Source organism: Cyanobacterium stanieri LEGE 03274 (assembly GCF_015207825.1).
In the GTDB taxonomy this organism is placed as follows: domain Bacteria; phylum Cyanobacteriota; class Cyanobacteriia; order Cyanobacteriales; family Cyanobacteriaceae; genus Cyanobacterium; species Cyanobacterium stanieri_B.
Genome location: NZ_JADEWC010000007.1, coordinates 43,503 through 60,990, shown reverse-complemented (window position 1 = coordinate 60,990; position 17,488 = coordinate 43,503). Strand labels below are relative to the sequence as shown.

General features: G+C 38.8%; 14 protein-coding genes. 9 read left to right on the top strand and 5 right to left on the bottom strand.

Annotated features, from left to right (window positions below):
- The 3 genes from IQ215_RS04835 to IQ215_RS04825 all read right to left on the bottom strand — a co-directional run bounded on the left by IQ215_RS04835 (position 1) and on the right by IQ215_RS04825 (position 2,592).
- Entirely contained in the window at positions 1-168 is a 168-nt protein-coding gene (locus IQ215_RS04835; RefSeq protein WP_193800179.1) for a hypothetical protein, read from the bottom strand.
- A 72-nt stretch (positions 169-240) separates the two neighbouring features.
- A complete protein-coding gene (zds, locus tag IQ215_RS04830; RefSeq protein WP_193800178.1) occupies positions 241-1,674 on the bottom strand; it encodes a 9,9'-di-cis-zeta-carotene desaturase in 1,434 nt (477 codons plus the stop codon).
- Between the two features lie 168 nt (positions 1,675-1,842).
- The gene (locus tag IQ215_RS04825; protein ID WP_193800177.1) at positions 1,843-2,592 is read right to left on the bottom strand and encodes a hypothetical protein; all 750 of its coding nucleotides are present in this window, start codon (positions 2,590-2,592) and stop codon (positions 1,843-1,845) included.
- 119 nt (positions 2,593-2,711) lie between these two features.
- Here IQ215_RS04825 and fabD point away from each other — a divergent pair, with 119 nt between their 5' ends.
- The 9 genes from fabD (at position 2,712) to IQ215_RS04780 (ending at position 15,430) form a co-directional block, all read left to right on the top strand.
- Positions 2,712-3,575: an ACP S-malonyltransferase gene (gene fabD / locus IQ215_RS04820; protein ID WP_193800176.1), complete on the top strand. Its 864-nt coding sequence runs from the start codon at positions 2,712-2,714 to the stop codon at positions 3,573-3,575.
- Between the two features lie 451 nt (positions 3,576-4,026).
- Positions 4,027-4,977 carry a circadian clock protein KaiA gene (locus IQ215_RS04815; RefSeq protein WP_193800175.1) on the top strand — a complete coding sequence of 317 codons (951 nt, stop codon included), beginning with the start codon at positions 4,027-4,029 and terminating at the stop codon, positions 4,975-4,977.
- A gap of 44 nt (positions 4,978-5,021) precedes the next feature.
- The gene (kaiB, locus tag IQ215_RS04810; protein WP_069790679.1) at positions 5,022-5,327 is read left to right on the top strand and encodes a circadian clock protein KaiB; all 306 of its coding nucleotides are present in this window, start codon (positions 5,022-5,024) and stop codon (positions 5,325-5,327) included.
- 89 nt (positions 5,328-5,416) lie between these two features.
- Positions 5,417-6,976, top strand: a complete 1,560-nt coding sequence (kaiC, locus tag IQ215_RS04805; RefSeq protein WP_193800174.1) for a circadian clock protein KaiC — start codon at positions 5,417-5,419, stop codon at positions 6,974-6,976.
- A gap of 226 nt (positions 6,977-7,202) precedes the next feature.
- A complete protein-coding gene (locus tag IQ215_RS04800; RefSeq protein WP_193800225.1) occupies positions 7,203-8,957 on the top strand; it encodes a R3H domain-containing nucleic acid-binding protein in 1,755 nt (584 codons plus the stop codon).
- A 124-nt stretch (positions 8,958-9,081) separates the two neighbouring features.
- The gene (locus tag IQ215_RS04795; protein WP_193800173.1) at positions 9,082-9,723 is read left to right on the top strand and encodes a DUF3038 domain-containing protein; all 642 of its coding nucleotides are present in this window, start codon (positions 9,082-9,084) and stop codon (positions 9,721-9,723) included.
- Positions 9,724-9,765: 42 nt separating this feature from the next.
- Positions 9,766-11,364 (top strand): SpoIID/LytB domain-containing protein, encoded by a 1,599-nt coding sequence (locus IQ215_RS04790; protein ID WP_193800172.1) that lies wholly within the window; start codon positions 9,766-9,768, stop codon positions 11,362-11,364.
- A 295-nt stretch (positions 11,365-11,659) separates the two neighbouring features.
- Complete coding sequence (locus IQ215_RS04785; RefSeq protein WP_193800171.1) at positions 11,660-13,039, top strand: GAF domain-containing sensor histidine kinase; 1,380 nt, start codon at positions 11,660-11,662, stop codon at positions 13,037-13,039.
- A 156-nt stretch (positions 13,040-13,195) separates the two neighbouring features.
- Complete coding sequence (locus IQ215_RS04780) at positions 13,196-15,430, top strand: ATP-binding protein (RefSeq protein WP_193800170.1); 2,235 nt, start codon at positions 13,196-13,198, stop codon at positions 15,428-15,430.
- Between the two features lie 2 nt (positions 15,431-15,432).
- Here the strand turns inward: IQ215_RS04780 and IQ215_RS04775 are convergent, their stop codons facing one another.
- Positions 15,433-16,806, bottom strand: coding sequence for a CHAT domain-containing protein (locus IQ215_RS04775; protein WP_193800169.1), 1,374 nt, complete (start codon positions 16,804-16,806; stop codon positions 15,433-15,435).
- The gene (locus tag IQ215_RS04770; protein WP_193800168.1) at positions 16,785-17,378 is read right to left on the bottom strand and encodes a COP23 domain-containing protein; all 594 of its coding nucleotides are present in this window, start codon (positions 17,376-17,378) and stop codon (positions 16,785-16,787) included. Before IQ215_RS04770 ends, IQ215_RS04775 begins: the two co-directional genes overlap by 22 nt.
- Positions 17,379-17,488 lie beyond the last annotated feature (110 nt).

Genomic DNA, 17,488 nt, shown 5'->3' with positions numbered 1-17,488 from the left:
CTATTTAGCAATACTTTTTTTTATTAAGTAACCCAAATAAAAGCTAGTAAGAGCAGTAATCGTCACATCCCAAAACTGGGGCAACATCAAAGAATATCTTTGGGCGATCGCCCCTAAAACAATAAAAATCCCCAAAAAAATCGCATACTTATCCCTTTCCTTAATCATCGCCAAATCCTCACCAAAAAACTAAAAAAAATATCCCCCCTATCAAAGGGAGGAAAATCAGCAAAAATCAATCTATCCCTTAGAAGCCAAAACCGCCTCGGCCGCCTGTCTTCCAGAAATAGTAGCCCCCTCCATACTATCAATATAATCCTGTTGAGTATAACTACCCGCAAGGAAAAAATTATCAATGGGAGTCTTTTGAGCAGGACGATAAACATCCATCCCAGGTGCTTCACGATATAAAGATTGAGCCAACTTCACCACACTAAACCAAGTCATATTCAACTCCCGAGAAGAAGGAAATAACCTATGTACCTGATCTAATACATGGTGAGCAATCTTTTCATTACTTTCCTTAATAAAAGGATCTCCGGGGGTTAACACCAACTGTAACAAAGAACCCTCACCCTCTCGATAATAATCCCCGGGGCTAGACAAAGCCAAATCAGAAAAACAAGAAAAATCAGCATCCGCCGTATAAAGTAAATTATCAATACCCTCAGCTTTTTCCAACTGACTACGTTTTTGAGGATCATTTAACTCCGTTACCCAGCCATCAAAACGTAACTGCACCGTAGCCACAGGCACAGCATCTAGCTTGTAGATATTATCAAACTCAGACCACTTGCGCCACCCCTCAGGTAATAATCTTTGAATCCCAGGCACATCACAAGCACAGACATATTTATCCGCCGTTATCAACTCCTCACTTTCCCCATCAGCAATCAATAACCCCGTAACCTGAGCCTTACCATTTTCCTCATACTGAATTTCCCTTACCCGGCGGCGAGTGTGAATCTTAACTCCCCTTTCCTCCAAATAATTAACGATGGGTTTATGTAAATATTCATGGGGAGAGCCTTCCAACATTCTTAAAACAGAAGCCTCCGTTTTCGCCGCAAAAAATTGGAAAATCGTTAACATACAACGGGCAGAAATATTTTCAGTATCAATAAAACCCAAAGCATAGGCAATGGGATTCCACATCTTATCCAAACTGCCTTGATTTCCCCCATGGCTTCTAAACCAATCGGCAAAGCTAACCTTATCTAACTTGCGAATATCTCGCATTGCTCCCTCAAAATCCACTAACCCTCTCACAATGGGGCTAGTGCCAAGGGCTAAAGAATTAGCAACCTTATCCACCGCCGAAAGCTGAGAAGTGGTAAAAAAGGCTTTTAAACCATTAAAAGGAGCGCCTGTGATAAAGCGAAAGTCAAGCTCTCCTACCCTACCACCCTCATTAATGAAAGTGTGAGTGTGTTGTTTTAAACGTAAATTATCGATCGCCCCTACCTTTTCCATAAGAGCAAAAAGATTGTAGTAACAACCAAAAAAGACGTGTAACCCCATCTCAATGTGATTACCATCCTTATCAACCCAACTACCAACCTTGCCCCCCACAAAAGGACGGGATTCAAAAATTTCTACCTCACAACCCGCATCAACTAAATCAATGGCTGTGGCTAATCCTGCTAATCCAGCACCGACGATGGCAACTCGCATTCTTTTTTTATCATACTCTTAACTTTTCTTTACATATTATAAACAATTAACCATCAAACTTAATCACCGTCTGCGGATTTACTCAAAACCTTATATTGGGATAAAACACTAGGATCATTCAATCATATTTAATATCATGATTAAGCAATGCATTATTTTTCGACAGCTTTAGTTATCAAAAAGACTTTCTTGATAAGAAATCGCCTGGTGTAAAAATTTTTCATTCACCAACACCCGAAAAGTATTTAAATTATCTTGCCACCCATTAATCTTATCCATCATCATATTTAACTGATTATCAGCCCCCTGGATTTGGTCAAACTTATAGGTAAAATTTCCCGCAAATAGAATGGCCGCAATGACGGTATTATTCGACTGTTGTAACCTAGCAGGATTAATATTCACCGCCAAACTATATTCAGGCAAATTATAAAATAAATTGAGAGCCGCTTGAGGTTCAACCCCTTCAAACTGTGACCAATTGCCCTGTTTGAGAAACTCTTGATTAATTAATCTTCTCCCAGCGCCCTCATCCCCCGACAAAGGAACAATTATTTTAGGAGAAATACTCAAACCCTGATATTGGGCATTAGATAATTTTTTCACATAGTCCATGGCAACCTTAGCAAAACTCAAATTGTTAGAATCTTTATTGGCCAAACCTTCAATAAAATTAATTAAACCCCGTTGAGCGATAATTTTTAATCCATTCTTATACATAATCTGAGTGCCGTTAGCCGAAACGACAGGTTTTTGAGCAACTTCCCAATCTGAAGGAATGATACCCCCCATCTGTAAAAATTCGGGACTTACCATGGTAGGGTTAAAGTTTTGGATGGCAATACCGAGGGTTACTTCTTCTATTTGTTGAGGAATTTTAATAGAGACAGGATTATTAAATTGATTTTGTAAATTCATCTGTTAAATATTGTTCTTTACAGTCTAAGGTTATCTCAATTTAGTCTTGATGCTTAACTTTGTTCCCTGGTTTGAACTATAATGTCACAGCGATACAGTTATAAAAAAAAGTATATAAAATGACAAAAATCGCATGGGTATTTCCAGGACAAGGTTCACAAACTCAGGGTATGGGTTTATCTTTAAATGAGACGGTAATCGGTAAACAAAAATTTGCCCAAGCCCAAGAAATCCTTGGTTGGTCAGTGTTAGAGGTGTGTGAGGCGGGGGATGAAAGACTTTCTCAAACAATTTATACTCAACCCTGTTTATATACCGTAGAATGTATTTTAGTAGATTTACAAAAACAAGAAGGCAAACAACCCGACTTGGTGGCAGGACATAGTTTAGGGGAATATGTTGCCCTTTATGCGGCGGGGGTTTATGATTTTGCCCAAGGATTACAATTGGTTAAACGTCGTGCCGAATTGATGAGTACCGCCCAGGGTGGTAAGATGGTAGCTTTAATGAAGTTTGATCGTGATATATTAGAAGGTGCGATCGCCTCTAATCCTGATGTGGTCATTGCCAACGATAACAGCGAAGGACAAGTAGTCATCTCAGGTAAACCAGAAGCCATTGACCAAGTATTAGAACAGGTACAAGCTAAAAAAGCAGTTGAACTCAACGTTTCAGGCGCATTTCATTCCCCCTTCATGGCATCGGCTGCCACAGAATTTGTTCAAGTTTTAGATACCATTACCTTTAATGATGCCACAACCCCTATTATGTCTAATGTTGACCCCATACCTAGTACCTCAGCCCCAGAAATTAAACAAAGACTAATTGCCCAAATGACGGGGGGGGTGCGCTGGCGAGAAATCATGTTAAATTTCCCTCACCATGGTATCACCGACGTAGTGGAAGTAGGCCCGGGTAAAGTCCTCACAGGATTAATAAAACGCACCAATAAAGAACTTAATTTAACTAATATATCAGGGTAAGTAATTTGAGGTCGGGATAAAGTTTTATAGTCTTGTCAAGGTATCAGGTGTTAGGCTCAAGAATTTACCGAAACTGTATTTTATACTGAATCAGTCAATCAAAGTACATCTTAGTTCAATTTATTGAACGCTCAATTGTTAGCCTTGTAATTTATTGCAAGGCCAGTGATTATAAAATCGGATTTAGTATTAATAAATTTTTTGGTATTTGGTTCTTTAAAATAAACTGATAAGGTTGCTCGTATTTTAAACCTGTACGGACGTACGATGGTACGTATCTACCACCTGCAACCTGTAAGCTAAGATCATACTGACAAATCCCGAACAAAGGTTATTGAATGTTAACCACTAGATGAAACTATTTTTTGTTTCCATTGATTATTAATCAATTCTCAAGCTACCATATAGGTAAAGTATTATAATTATTAATCCGTTTACCCCTTAAAATCCTTTGTCTTCTCGATTATATATCTGTATTTTTGCCCCAGATTCCGCCGTCAGTGAGTCCGTTACAAAATGGCTCAAGGATGATGGTGTAGTTGAATCGAGCGATCGCCACTACCTCCATATCATAGAATCCGACACCGAATTTAACCACTTCATTATTGAAAATAAAGAAAAAATAGACTGTCTCGTTATCCTATACAACGATACTAGCCACCACATCATTAATAACCTCTATGAAGAAGGGCTACTACTACCCGCCGTTATCATCGAATCACCAGACTACCCCATCGAAGAAGCCGAATATCAAACAGACTTAACCCAAGAAATTCCCCCCAAACAAAACCTCTCCATCATTTATCATGTCGGTGAAATCAAAATTAAACCAGAACAAATCAAAAACATCACCATCCATGTAGATAAAGCCATCACCCAATTCCTCTACCTCGCCCCCAGTTGCGCTGTCAGTGAAAAACAAACCAGCCCCCCCCCAAAAAGCGAAGAAAGACAAAACTTTCTACTACTACAACAAAGAAGATTAGCCTCAAAACTCAAAGAAAGGCTAGGATACCTAGGGATTTATTACAACCGTAATCCAGAATACTTTTATCGTAATTTAACCCCCGAAGAACGTCAAGAATGTCTAGGACAATTAGCTAGTCAATATAGAGAAGTGATCATCCTTTATTTTGGCGAAGAAAACGAAGTAAATCAACTAATAGATCAATTCGTTAATCAATGTTTTTTTGCAGATTTATCCGTATCACAAATCCTCGAAATTCACATGGAATTAATGGATGAATTTGCCCAACAACTGAAACTAGAAGGACGAAACGAAGAAGTATTATTAGATTATCGTCTCGCTTTAATTGATATAATTGCCCATCTTTGCGAGATGTATCGGCGCTCAATTCCCCGGGAAGATTTACCTTTCGAGGTATTGTTTCCAGTGGACTAAAATAGTAAAATAAACTTTAGTTAAAAGCTGATAAAAAAAATTATATGAGTCCCCTAAGAAAAACCTATGTCCTTAAATTATACGTAGCAGGAAATACCCCCAATTCCGTAAGGGCATTAAAAACATTAAAAACCATTTTAGAAGAAGAATTTAAAGGGGTATATGCCCTGAAAGTGATTGATGTTCTTAAAAATCCGCAATTAGCAGAAGAAGATAAAATTTTGGCAACTCCCACTCTTTCTAAGGTTTTACCACCCCCTGTAAGGAAAATTATTGGGGATTTATCCGATAGAGAAAAAGTTTTAATTGGTTTAGATTTACTCTATGAAGAAATCAAAGATCGAGAATAAGTTATGATCTTTTATGAATAATTAGATAAATAATAATTTTAAATAACATTTTTTTTAAATATTTTTTTTAAATTCACTTAATATTAACAATGTCTAAAGAATTTATAAGTAAAGAAAGAAAAGAAGAATTAAGGGCAAAAGGTGTCAAAAAAAGACGCACCATGATCGAAGGATTTGACGAAATTAGCCACGGTGGTTTACCCATTGCCCGAACAACCCTAGTGAGTGGGACATCAGGCACAGGCAAAACCCTTCTAGCAATTCAATTTCTCTACAACGGTATCAAACATTTCGACTGCCCCGGTTTATTCGTCACCTTTGAAGAATCCCCCAACGATATTATCCAAAACGCCTACAGTTTTGGTTGGGACTTACAAAATCTCATCGATCAAGGAAAACTGTTCATCCTAGACGCATCCCCAGATCCCGAAGGACAAGAAGTGGTGGGAAACTTTGACCTATCTGCCCTCATTGAAAGAATTCAATACGCCGTTAATAAATACAAAGCCAAATTAGTTTCCATTGACTCCGTCACCGCTGTTTTTCAACAATATGACGCAGCCTCTGTGGTACGTAGGGAAATTTTTCGCCTTGTGGCAAGATTAAAACATCTTGAAGTTACATCCATTATGACCACCGAAAGGATCGAAGAATATGGTCCTGTGGCACGATTTGGGGTAGAAGAATTTGTTTCCGATAACGTGGTGATTGTGCGTAACGTTTTAGAAGGAGAAAGAAGAAGACGCACCGTAGAAATTTTGAAGTTGCGTGGTACTACCCACATGAAAGGGGAATATCCTTTTACCATTACAGGGGATGGTATTAATATCTTTCCCTTGGGAGCGATGCAACTTACCCAGCGTTCCTCCAATGCCCGTAGTTCTTCTGGTATTAAAACCCTTGATGAAATGTGCGGAGGTGGTTTCTTCAAAGATTCAATTATCCTCGCCACAGGGGCGACGGGTACGGGTAAAACTCTCTTGGTTAGTAAGTTTTTGGAGGAAGGTTGTCGTCAGGGAGAAAGGGCGATCTTGTTTGCCTATGAGGAGTCTAGGGCGCAATTATCTCGTAATGCTTCTTCTTGGGGCATTGATTTTGAGGATATGGAGCGTAAGGGTTTGTTAAAGTTATTGTGTTCTTATCCTGAGTCTGCTGGTTTAGAGGATCATTTACAGATGATTAAATCTGAGATTGCGGAGTTTAAACCCAGTCGTATTGCCATTGATTCCCTTTCGGCCTTGGCTCGGGGGGTTACCAATAATGCTTTCCGTCAATTTGTGATTGGGGTGACGGGTTATGCAAAACAAGAGGAAATAACGGGTTTCTTTACTAATACAACGGATCAGTTTATGGGAGCGCACTCTATTACTGAATCCCACATTTCGACTATTACCGATACGATTTTGATGTTGCAGTATGTGGAAATTAGAGGGGAAATGTCGAGGGCGATTAATGTGTTTAAGATGCGCGGTTCCTGGCATGATAAGGGTATTAGGGAATATAGTATCAGTAGGGAAGGCCCTCAGATTAAGGATTCTTTCCGCAATTATGAGAGGATTATTAGTGGTTCTCCTAGTCGCATTAGTGTGGATGAAAAAACTGAGTTATCTCGTATTGTTAAGGGGGTAAAGGATAAAACTCAGGATTAATCACAGGCTAAGGATATAGGGCGTTATTGACTTGAGACATGGTTTCTGATTTAGGCAGAATTAACAATGGACAATTGACCATGGATAATTAAACTATTGTCACTCCCCATCTCCCTCACTCCTCATCTCCCTCACTTCCTAATATCTAATTTTCGATAATGAAGTTTTGTTACGAAAATTTAAGTTATCATGGGGGGTGATGAGTCTTTACCGTGAAATTTTAGGAATGGAAGAAAAACTGCCTACCCACAGAATGGAGATTACTGATGATCTCGATAAACTTTTACACATTTTGCCCTTAAGTATTCAAAGTGCGATCGCCTCTCATCCTCAGAAAAAAAATTTGATCGAAATTGTTTTAGACTTAGGCAGAAAACCAGAAGCAAGATTTATCGACAAAACTTGTTATCTAAGCGAAGATGTAGTCAGTCGGGAAGACCTAGAACATTGTATCGCTAGGGTTGGACATTTTAGCGCCGACAACAGAGCAGGTATTGAAGGAACATTACACCGCATCAGCGCCATTCGTAACCGCCAAGAAAAAATTATCGGTCTTACCTGTCGTATTGGTAGAGCGGTATTTGGTACTATTTTGATGATTCGAGAATTGGTCGAAAGTGGTCAATCAATTTTACTATTAGGACGGCCAGGGGTAGGAAAAACCACCGCCCTGAGAGAAATTGCCCGAGTTTTAGCCGATGAACTAGAAAAAAGAGTAGTAATTATAGACACCTCTAACGAAATCGCTGGGGATGGAGATATACCCCATCCTGCCATCGGTAGGGCTAGAAGAATGCAGGTAGCCCATCCTGAATTACAACATCAAGTGATGATTGAAGCGGTGGAAAACCATATGCCAGAAGTGATTATCATTGATGAAATTGGTACAGAATTAGAGGCCCTCGCCGCCCGTACCATTGCTGAAAGGGGAGTTCAACTCGTCGGCACTGCCCACGGTAATTACCTAGAAAATCTCATCAAAAATCCCACCCTCTCAGACTTAATCGGTGGCATTCAATCGGTTACCCTAGGGGATGACGAAGCCCGTCGCCGAGGCTCTCAAAAAACCGTTTTAGAAAGAAAAGCTCCCCCCACCTTTGAAATCGCCGTGGAAATGTGGGAGCGTCAAAAATGGGTAGTCCATGAAGAAGTAGCCCAGACGGTGGATAATATTTTGCGGGGAAGGCAGATTATTCCCCAATTACGACAGGTTAATGATGCGGGGCAAGTTTCCATTACTCGAGATCCTAATTTAGCTCCTAGTAATAACGATATTACCGCCAGTGCGCCGCCCCTTTGGGAAAATATGATCAATGCTCCTGCTAAACCCACTGGGTTAAGGGCATCGGGTAAAATGCAACCCCTAAAAAGTCCTGAGACTTCCGCCCAGGTAGAATTTAACCAATTGTTAGATAAATCCTGGTATCAAGCCGATGAGGTGAATAAAATTCGTACCCCTGGTCCTAATGGGGAGGATTGGCCCGTTTATCTCTATCCTTACGGTGTGGGGCGATCGCAACTAGAACAAGTTATTAACGTACTCAAGATGCCCATTTCCCTCACCAAAGACCTTGATTGTGCCGATGCTGTGTTAGCGTTGCGATCGCAAGTAAAACACCACGGGAAATTGATGGAACTAGCCAAAAATAACCAAGTCCCCATCTACAGCATCAAATCCAACAGCATACCCCAAATCACCAGAGCCTTACGCAAACTGGTTAATATGGACAACCCAGATACCTCAGAATCAGCCGATTTACGACTGTTTACCAAAGCAGGAAACGATGACGAAATAGAGGCGCTCGAAGAAGCAAGACTAGCGGTAGAACAAATCGTCATTCCCCAAGGGCAACCCGTCGAACTACTACCCCGAAACGCCAAAGTGCGCAAAATGCAACATGAACTCATCGAACACTATCGCCTACGCTCAGACAGTTTTGGTAACGAACCCAATCGCCGTCTGAGAATTTATCCAGCCTAAAAAAATCACTGAAAAACATTACAAATAGCTTATGGTAATATAAAAATCGGATAAAAAAAGAAACCTTTTTCAATCCAAAACATCAAAACTATTAATACTCGTCAACATTACCAAAAATTTTCAGATGACCCAATCTGTACCCTTAACCCCTAACCCCGATAACGATTCTAGCAGTGGCAACAACTTTTCTCCCGTAATACTTAATACCCTGCCAGATATTGTCCTACCTCCCACCCGAGGAATGTTAAGGGTACAACAACAACTAGACCTTTTATTATTAGCCATTGAAGCCCTAAAATTAGGCGCATCGGAAGAAATGTTAGCCACCTGTCAACATTTAGGACTCCAAGGCATCATCCATAACCGAGTGGACTTGTGGCGCTTACGGTGTACCAATCCTTGGCGTAAATGTTATAACCGAGAAACCCTTAGCCCAGAACAAATCAAAACCTTAATCCTACTAACCAACACCTGTGCTAAATATTTACTCGTACCCCTTACCCAACTATTATTAGCCGTCCAACAGATGAGGGATAAAGACATACCCTTAGAAAATAACTTCCGACTATCAGAATATTTTACTCGCTTTAGATCCCATTTTACCTCTCGGATGAACCCCCGAAGGGCAAAAGTTTCCGTTTATTTAGCCTCTCCCCAAGAATTAAACCAACTAGCCCTTTCCCTCTTAGAAGAATTATTGTTTTGCAGTGGCACAAGGGGCATTGAAAGACTTTCTGTGCGTTTATTTGATGGAGAAGTGGACTAGGTGAATAAACAAAAATCCTTTATCTCTATCAAATCTAAGCAAATGTATTCTAAAAACTGGCAAATTTTACTTTCATCTTTCCTCATGTTTGGTTTTACCATGGCTACTCCCGTGGTAAATGCCGTTGAATTACAAGTGGGTATCATACAAAGATTTGGCGAAGAAACAGAAGATAAATTAACCATTAGTAGCACCGAAGGAGATAATCTTAACCTGCGATTTAGGGAGCAAGATAATGATGGTAACACCTCTATCCGTAACCTCACCACCAATCAAGTTACCTTAACCATTAGCCCCAAAACCCTAGAACAACCAAAGATTGAAGAAAAAGTAATTTTGGGCGATCATGCCACCTTTGAAACCGCTGAGGATGACGCTAACCGTTGGCGAAATCTGGGCATTGAAGTGGAAATTACTCAACCAGGGCGCTGGCAAGTGTGGGCGAAAAGGGATGTTTATAATACTCCTTTACTTAAAAGACTGTTGCTACAAAGTATTCAAAATTCAGAAATAGAGGGGGTTTACATTGAAACGGAAGTTTTATTAGATATTCCCACCGTAGCTTTTAGTGTCAATGGTAGTAGTTTTACCGTTGATTATCTGGATATTTTAACTAGCAAAAACCTTGTGAGGGTAAAGGAGGGGGATGAGGGAACTACTCGTTTATATGGAGGACGTTTAAATATTCAGCCCAATGCCTATGGTAATTATACTTTAGTCAATCGAGTTGATATAGAAACCTATTTACGGGGGGTTGTTCCCCATGAAATTGGGCCTAATGCACCTCGGGCGGCCGCAGAAGCACAAACCATTATTGCCCGTACCTATGCCCTGCGCAATACCCGTCGTTTTGAGGCCGATAATTATCAGATGTGTGCTACAACCCATTGTCAGGTATATTATGGATTAGGTCAAACCTCTAATTTATCGGATCGGGCGATCGCCTCTACCCGTGGCTTAGTATTAACCTATGATAATGAATTAGTAGATGCCCTCTACTTTTCTACCTCTGGGGGCATCACCTCCTCCTTTAGCGACACTTGGAATGGGGAAGATAGACCTTATCTACAACCTGTTATTGATGCCCCTAACCCCCTATGGGATTTGGAAAAACAACCCCTCAACCTAGAAGCTAACTTTCAACGTTTTATCTCCCTCGATAGTGGTTTTAATGAAGTAGGACGGCGTTTATTTCGCTGGAATCGTTCCCGTAATTTAAATGATCTTAAAAGTGATTTACGTAAGTATTTAGAACGAATTCGTCATCCCCTCGCTGAATTTGCAACCATCAAAAACATGGAAGTTACTCAACGTTCTATTTCTGGGCGAATATTAGTCATGGAGGTAGAAACGGATTTAGGCATTATCACACTAGAAAAAAATGAGGTAAGGAGCGCCTTTGAACCCCCCGTAAGTACCCTATTTTACCTCGAACCTATCTACACCAGTGATAATCAACTAGATGGTTATCGTTTTATTGGTGGTGGTTTTGGTCATGGAGTTGGTTTAAGTCAATTTGGTAGTTATAGTTTAGCTAACAGGGGTTATTCTGCCCAACAAATTCTCGAATTTTATTACCCATCTGCAACGATTCAACCCCTCAATAATGCCATTGTTTGGTGGCAACAAGCCAATGAGTAAAAGATAATTAGCCATAAAATTTTTGCTCATCTCCCTTACCGATGATTTCCAGCGCACCTTATATCAAGTCCCCTTGATCCCTTACAAATTAGAGTGAAGTTTTAGGTGACTGGTTGTAGGTAGTAGTTTATTAATTGTCCATTGTTAATTGTCAATTGTTTGAAGATACAATCTATTGATAACGAATTCCGAGAACTTGATATTAATTATTCTTGAAAAGACTAAATTTAAACGCTAGTTAAACAAAAAAAGATATAGAATTTTAGAAGACAACTAATATTAAATCCTTAGTCGGATGCTAACCCCCTTATTCTGTCAGTGGCATAATGAATCTCCAGAAGATAGAAAGAATCGTCATCAAAGGGCGATCGCACGGTTAGAGCTACGAAAAAATAGGGTAATTCCCGTATTTGACGAAGCCACACAAATATCAGCCCGAACCCTCAACGCCCCTATCTGTATTCTCGGAATCCTCGATGGGGAAGAATATTGCTTTAAATCAGGATTTGGGGTAGCCAACTTTGGCTTTAACAGTGAACTAATTCGCTCCCGTAAAATAAATAAAGAGGACTCCTTCGCCACTTACGTAATAGACAGCAAAAAACCCCTCAAAATCGAAAATACCATCAAAGATCCTTTTTTTTTCCAAAATATCCTCGTACAACACCATCAAATTAAAGCCTACTTAGGTGTACCCCTCATCACCGCCCAAGGGGATTGTATCGGTTGCTTAGAAGTTTTTGACCTCGAATCCCGTCCTTTTACTCCCGAACAAATAGAATATATCTACCTTACTGCCCGTTGGTGTATGGCAGAATATGAAAGAGACTATCTCATCAATCAAGCCCCACTTCTCAACCAAAACAACGAGCATAACCAATCTGCCCCCCCATCACCAGACAATAAACCCAACCAACCCAATACCTACTCCCTTAACCTCAAAATAAAATTAGTTAATCAACTAATTCAAAAAATATCTCTGCCCCTCACCTCCGTTATCGGTATGTCAAGCGTCCTCAAACAAGGCATCTACGGTAAAATCAACGATAAACAATTAGAATACCTCAACATTGTCTATGATAGTGGTCAAGAAATTACTGCCCTTTTAGACGAAATTATTAGCCTCGGTATCATTCACAAAAACGATAACCTTGAGTTGAGTTTAGTTGACATAGAAATTATTGGTGAACAAATTAGCCAATCCTTACAAATGTCCGCCAAAAATAAACAATGTACCCTCAGACTATCTTTTGAACCGGGGGACAAACTTTGGTATTTAGATAGAGAAAAAGTTCAACAAACAATATATTACCTCGTTACCACCATTATTGAAACCGCAAGACCGGGGGGAAATATTCAGATTCACTTCTCCCATCAATCATCTCAAATCAAAATTAATATTCTGATTAAACATCCATGGTTAGGAGATGGCATACCCTACGAAAAAACCGAAGTCTATCTCCAAGCCATTGAAGAATATTATGATGTTGATCATAACGATACATATCAAGAAGAACTAGAAAACTACAGCTATGACATCATAACCTTACTTTTTAGTTGCTACTTAGCCAAACTACAACAGGGAAATATTCAAATAAAAGGCACTCCAGAATTAGGTTATCGCTTTGAAGTCAATATTCCCACGACTCCCCACTACTTTGAAGCACGTCGATAATTTCAGTGGGAATTGATATACTATGTTAATAGCTTCAGTATATCATCTTCTAATCTTTAGAAAATATTACAGTTTTATCCAAATAGCTAAATACGATTCATCATAGTAATATAAGCGAATTAATTTTAGCCAACCCATTTTAATAGAATATCTCCAATGGCTAACTATAATCTCTCTCTCAATAAAAAAATCATCTCTGGGCAGATGTTAAATAAATTGTGTCATCTCTGGGAAGAAACTGCAAAAAAACAGGGAGATGAGTTTATGTTTATCACTCAGCATAATTTTAGTAAAGCTAAAAAAATAGCTATAAAAAATACTTCTTTTCATAATTTTCGATTAATTATTAACCCTGAATTTCAAGCACTCCTATTAATTGAGAAAGAAATTAATGATTTTTATTCCCAGGTTAATATTAGCTTTTCTACACAAGAAATACTTTTTTTTTATCACCAAATTAAACCTTTTTTTAGTTTACAATGTAATAAAAAAATACAATCATATATTAATAAAATATCTCCAGAAAATAATAGTTATGGAGAAAAATTTATCGTTCAAGTTCTAGAAATTTTTAGTAATCCCCTCGATTTAAAAGAAAGGGGGAAAAGTGCGATCGACAATGATTCTCCCATTGAAAACATTCTACAAAATAGGATCAAACAAGAAGAAATATTACACACATTAACTCAAAAAATACAGGATAATTTAGACCTAAAACCCATCATTCAAAGTACCCTAGATCAAGTTCAAAATTTATTACAGATAGACCGTCTTTTAGTGTATCAAATAAAAGTTCCCTGTCAAAAAAATGGTGAACAAAAGTTAGTGGATACCGTCACTTATGAAACCAAAGCATCAGAAAAAATTAGTTCTTTATTAAATCTTAGGGAAGATGACTGTTTTAAAGACATTAACTACGATCATCAATATCCAGAAGATTTTATACTCATCGTCGATGATGTGGATAACTGTAATTTAGATAGTTATCTAATTGAGGTGATGGAGAAATTAAAAGTTAAGGCAAAAATAGCCCTGCCCATTGTGGTAAAACATAGAACATGGGCTTTATTAATTGCCCATCAATGCGAAAATGTCAGACAATGGCATGATAATGAAATTAAATTTTTAAAGCATATTAGCGAATATTTAGCCGTAGCGGTTTATCAATATGATTATTATCAACAATTAGAACAACAAAAGAAAGCCTTAGAAAAACAAGTAGAAAATAAAGCCAAGCAATTGCAAGATGCTTTAATTTTAGCGGAGGTTGCCCAACAGTCTAAGAGCGAGTTTTTAGGTAGTATTAGCCATGAATTAAGAACCCCTTTGACTTGTATTATTGGTTTATCTGGTACTCTATTACATTGGTCTAAGGATGGTACAAATAATATTTTAACTCCTGAGAAACAAACCAGATATTTGAAGATAATTCAAGATAACGGTAGAAAGTTATTACAGTTAATTAATAATATTCTTGATTTTACGGAAATTGAGTCGGGTAAATATTTATTAAATATAGAGGAAGTCTCCTTAAAAAATATTTCTCAAATGGTATTGCTTTACGGTTTAGAAATTGCCCGTAATAAGGGGGTAATGGTACAAATGGATTATCAAGTTGAGGAGGATGGAGATTTATTTTATGCGGATGGGGAAAGGTTATATCAAATTTTGCTTAATTTGACGGATAATGCCATTAAGTTTACGGGGGCGGGGGGAGAAGTTACTTTGAGGATATGGAGAGAGGGTAATCAGGGGGTTTTTCAGGTGGAGGATACGGGTATTGGTATTTGTGAGGAGCAACTTCCTTTGTTATTTACTAAGTTTCAACAGTTGGAAAATTATCGTACCCGTACTAATCCAGGGACGGGTTTAGGATTGGCATTAACGAAACATTTGGTAGAACTTCATGGGGGTATTATTGAAGTAGAATCTTTGGTGGATAAGGGTTCTAGTTTTACGGTTTATTTACCGAATTCTGATTCTAGTTCTTTGATTAGACAACAAGAAAGGTCAAATTCTTTGGCTACTCAGGAGACTAATAAGACGGTGGTGGTTATTTGTGAGGATGATGAAATTGGGACTTTTTTATGTGAGTTGTTGACGGCGGCGGATTATCAAGTAATTTGGTTGTTGGATGTGACGGATGCGGTTAGTAAGATTGAGGTAATTAATCCTCGGGTAATTATTTTGGAGCAAAATCAGTCTGTTTCTATGAGTTTGGCTATGGAAATTAAGGCTTTGACTAATCCTGATGTGTATTTGATGATTATTCGTGATGAAATTAGTGGGCAGGATTGGGCGCAGTTGTCTAGTTTTGGGGTAGATGAGTATTTATTGAAGCCTTTACAACCAAGAATTTTGTTGAAAAAGATTAATAAGGTGATGGGTTAATATTACCAAGGACTGCCGATGATGGTAAAAGGGGCCCAGTAGAAGGGGTGGGATAAGTCGTCATCACCAAATTCCGTTAGTACGGCGGGTAGGGCTAGATTTCCTCTGGTGCTTCGTAGTTGTCCATTATTGACATATACTTGGTGATTGATCATGGATATTTGAGTATCTCTAAGGGCATCGGATTTTAATAATAGGTCGGTTTTTGTTTGGTAGGATTTTAGATGTTGATAAAATTCACTCATCAGGGCTAAAGTACCTGCATCGCTTACTTGCCAATAGCTACCTAGGGCCGATCGCACCCCGGATTGTACTGCTAAACCCCCAAAACCTAATTGGGCTTGAGCATCACCGATGGCAGTTTCACAGGCACTTAGGGTTAATAAAGATACAGGGGGATTATCCCAGTTTAACTCTCGGATGTCGTTTAGGGTTAAGGGGCGATCGTTTAATTGAATAAATGAATTGGTTGGCTCTCCAGGCTCAAATTTGGCGTGGGTGGCCAGATGAATGATTTCGTAGGGTTGTTGCTCTCTTTGAGCTTTTAAGTTATCTAGGGTAAATAGATTTTCGGTCATTTTGACCCCATTCCAGGGGGCGGGAACTATATTATTAATCTCAAGGGTTACTCCTGGTAGGGGGCTAAGAAATTCAAAGGTAGAAGTACCCATGGCGAGGATTTGCACTTCTTCTTGATTTTTTGGGCTAACATCAAGGTTGGTGAGGGTAAACGAAGGCACAATGGCGATGCTATATTTTTCTACCAAAAAGTTATGCCCGTCATGGAGTGCGGCGAAGGGAATACTTCTGAGTCTAGGCCCTACACAGATGATGAGGGTGTCTATGTTTTCTGCTTCTAATTGGGCTTCTAGGGGTTTGATTATCCACCGATGTAGTTTTTGGGCAGGGGTGAGATAGGCGGTGGAGTTGCGGATACCTAGGGGGGGAAAGGGATTGGTAAGTTGGTTAATATATTCTTTGACGGTGTTATCGATGGTGAGGGCATCGGCTTCTAGGGCAATTCCTCCCATGGGCTGATTTTGGGCGGTAATCATGGCTACTTCTAAGCTATCAGGATATGACCATACCCAAATGGCGGCGGTTTTTTTTTCTGTTTGTTGTTGGAGGTTTTTTAGCTGATTAACTACTTGTTCTATTTCTAGGGTTTTTTCGGTAAAGTTTGTTTTAAAAAAGTCTTGATAATCTTCTTTACAATCTTCATCCATTTTGACCATTTCTTGTACCCAATTGACATTATCACTGGTACGATTCATGGCAAATGCTTGTTGATGATTTATTTTGTTATTTAAAAAAAGTGTTACTAAGTAAGTAACAATAAAGGCGAAAATAAGTATTAATTTTCTTCTTCTAAACATCCTTCTTTTTCTGTTTTAATGGTGGGGGCTTGTTCTAATATTTCTCCAATGGCGATCGCCTCTGGATAGGGATTAACACTTCTGGTAATGCCTCTACTACGTCCGACACGGGAACTATGGGTAAACAATTCTTGTAATACTTGAGGGGGATTATCGTCTTGTTCTAGGGTTAATAATACACTGTCATAGGTGCGATCGCCCCTAGAAATCACCTCATCTTTGCAAACATAGGGTTGTTGGGGTAAATTAACCCTATCCGCCACACAAAGAACATTTTGATTATTAACACGACCATGGGTAACATAAACTAAACTACCTTCATCAGAATGAACCTGAAATCTATCAGTAACCGCTTGACAACGTCTTTGGGGAGTCCAATTATTGCCCAAAAAATAATCACTTTTCCACTCAATTAATTGAATAGTACCTCTTCTGGTGATCACCCTTGTGACGGGGGTGTCTCCATCCATTACACACTCATATTTATTTCCCGTAGTTTGACCATGGGTTTGCGGTGTAGAAAATAGTAAACTAGATACTACAAAACCGACTAAAACTGATATTTTATTCATAGGAATAAGTAAAAAAACTATAACAAAAAAATAACAATATAAAAAAACTAATAAACAAAAAAATAGAACTTATTATTAAACCCAATTCATTAACTTCTACTTGGGTAAAT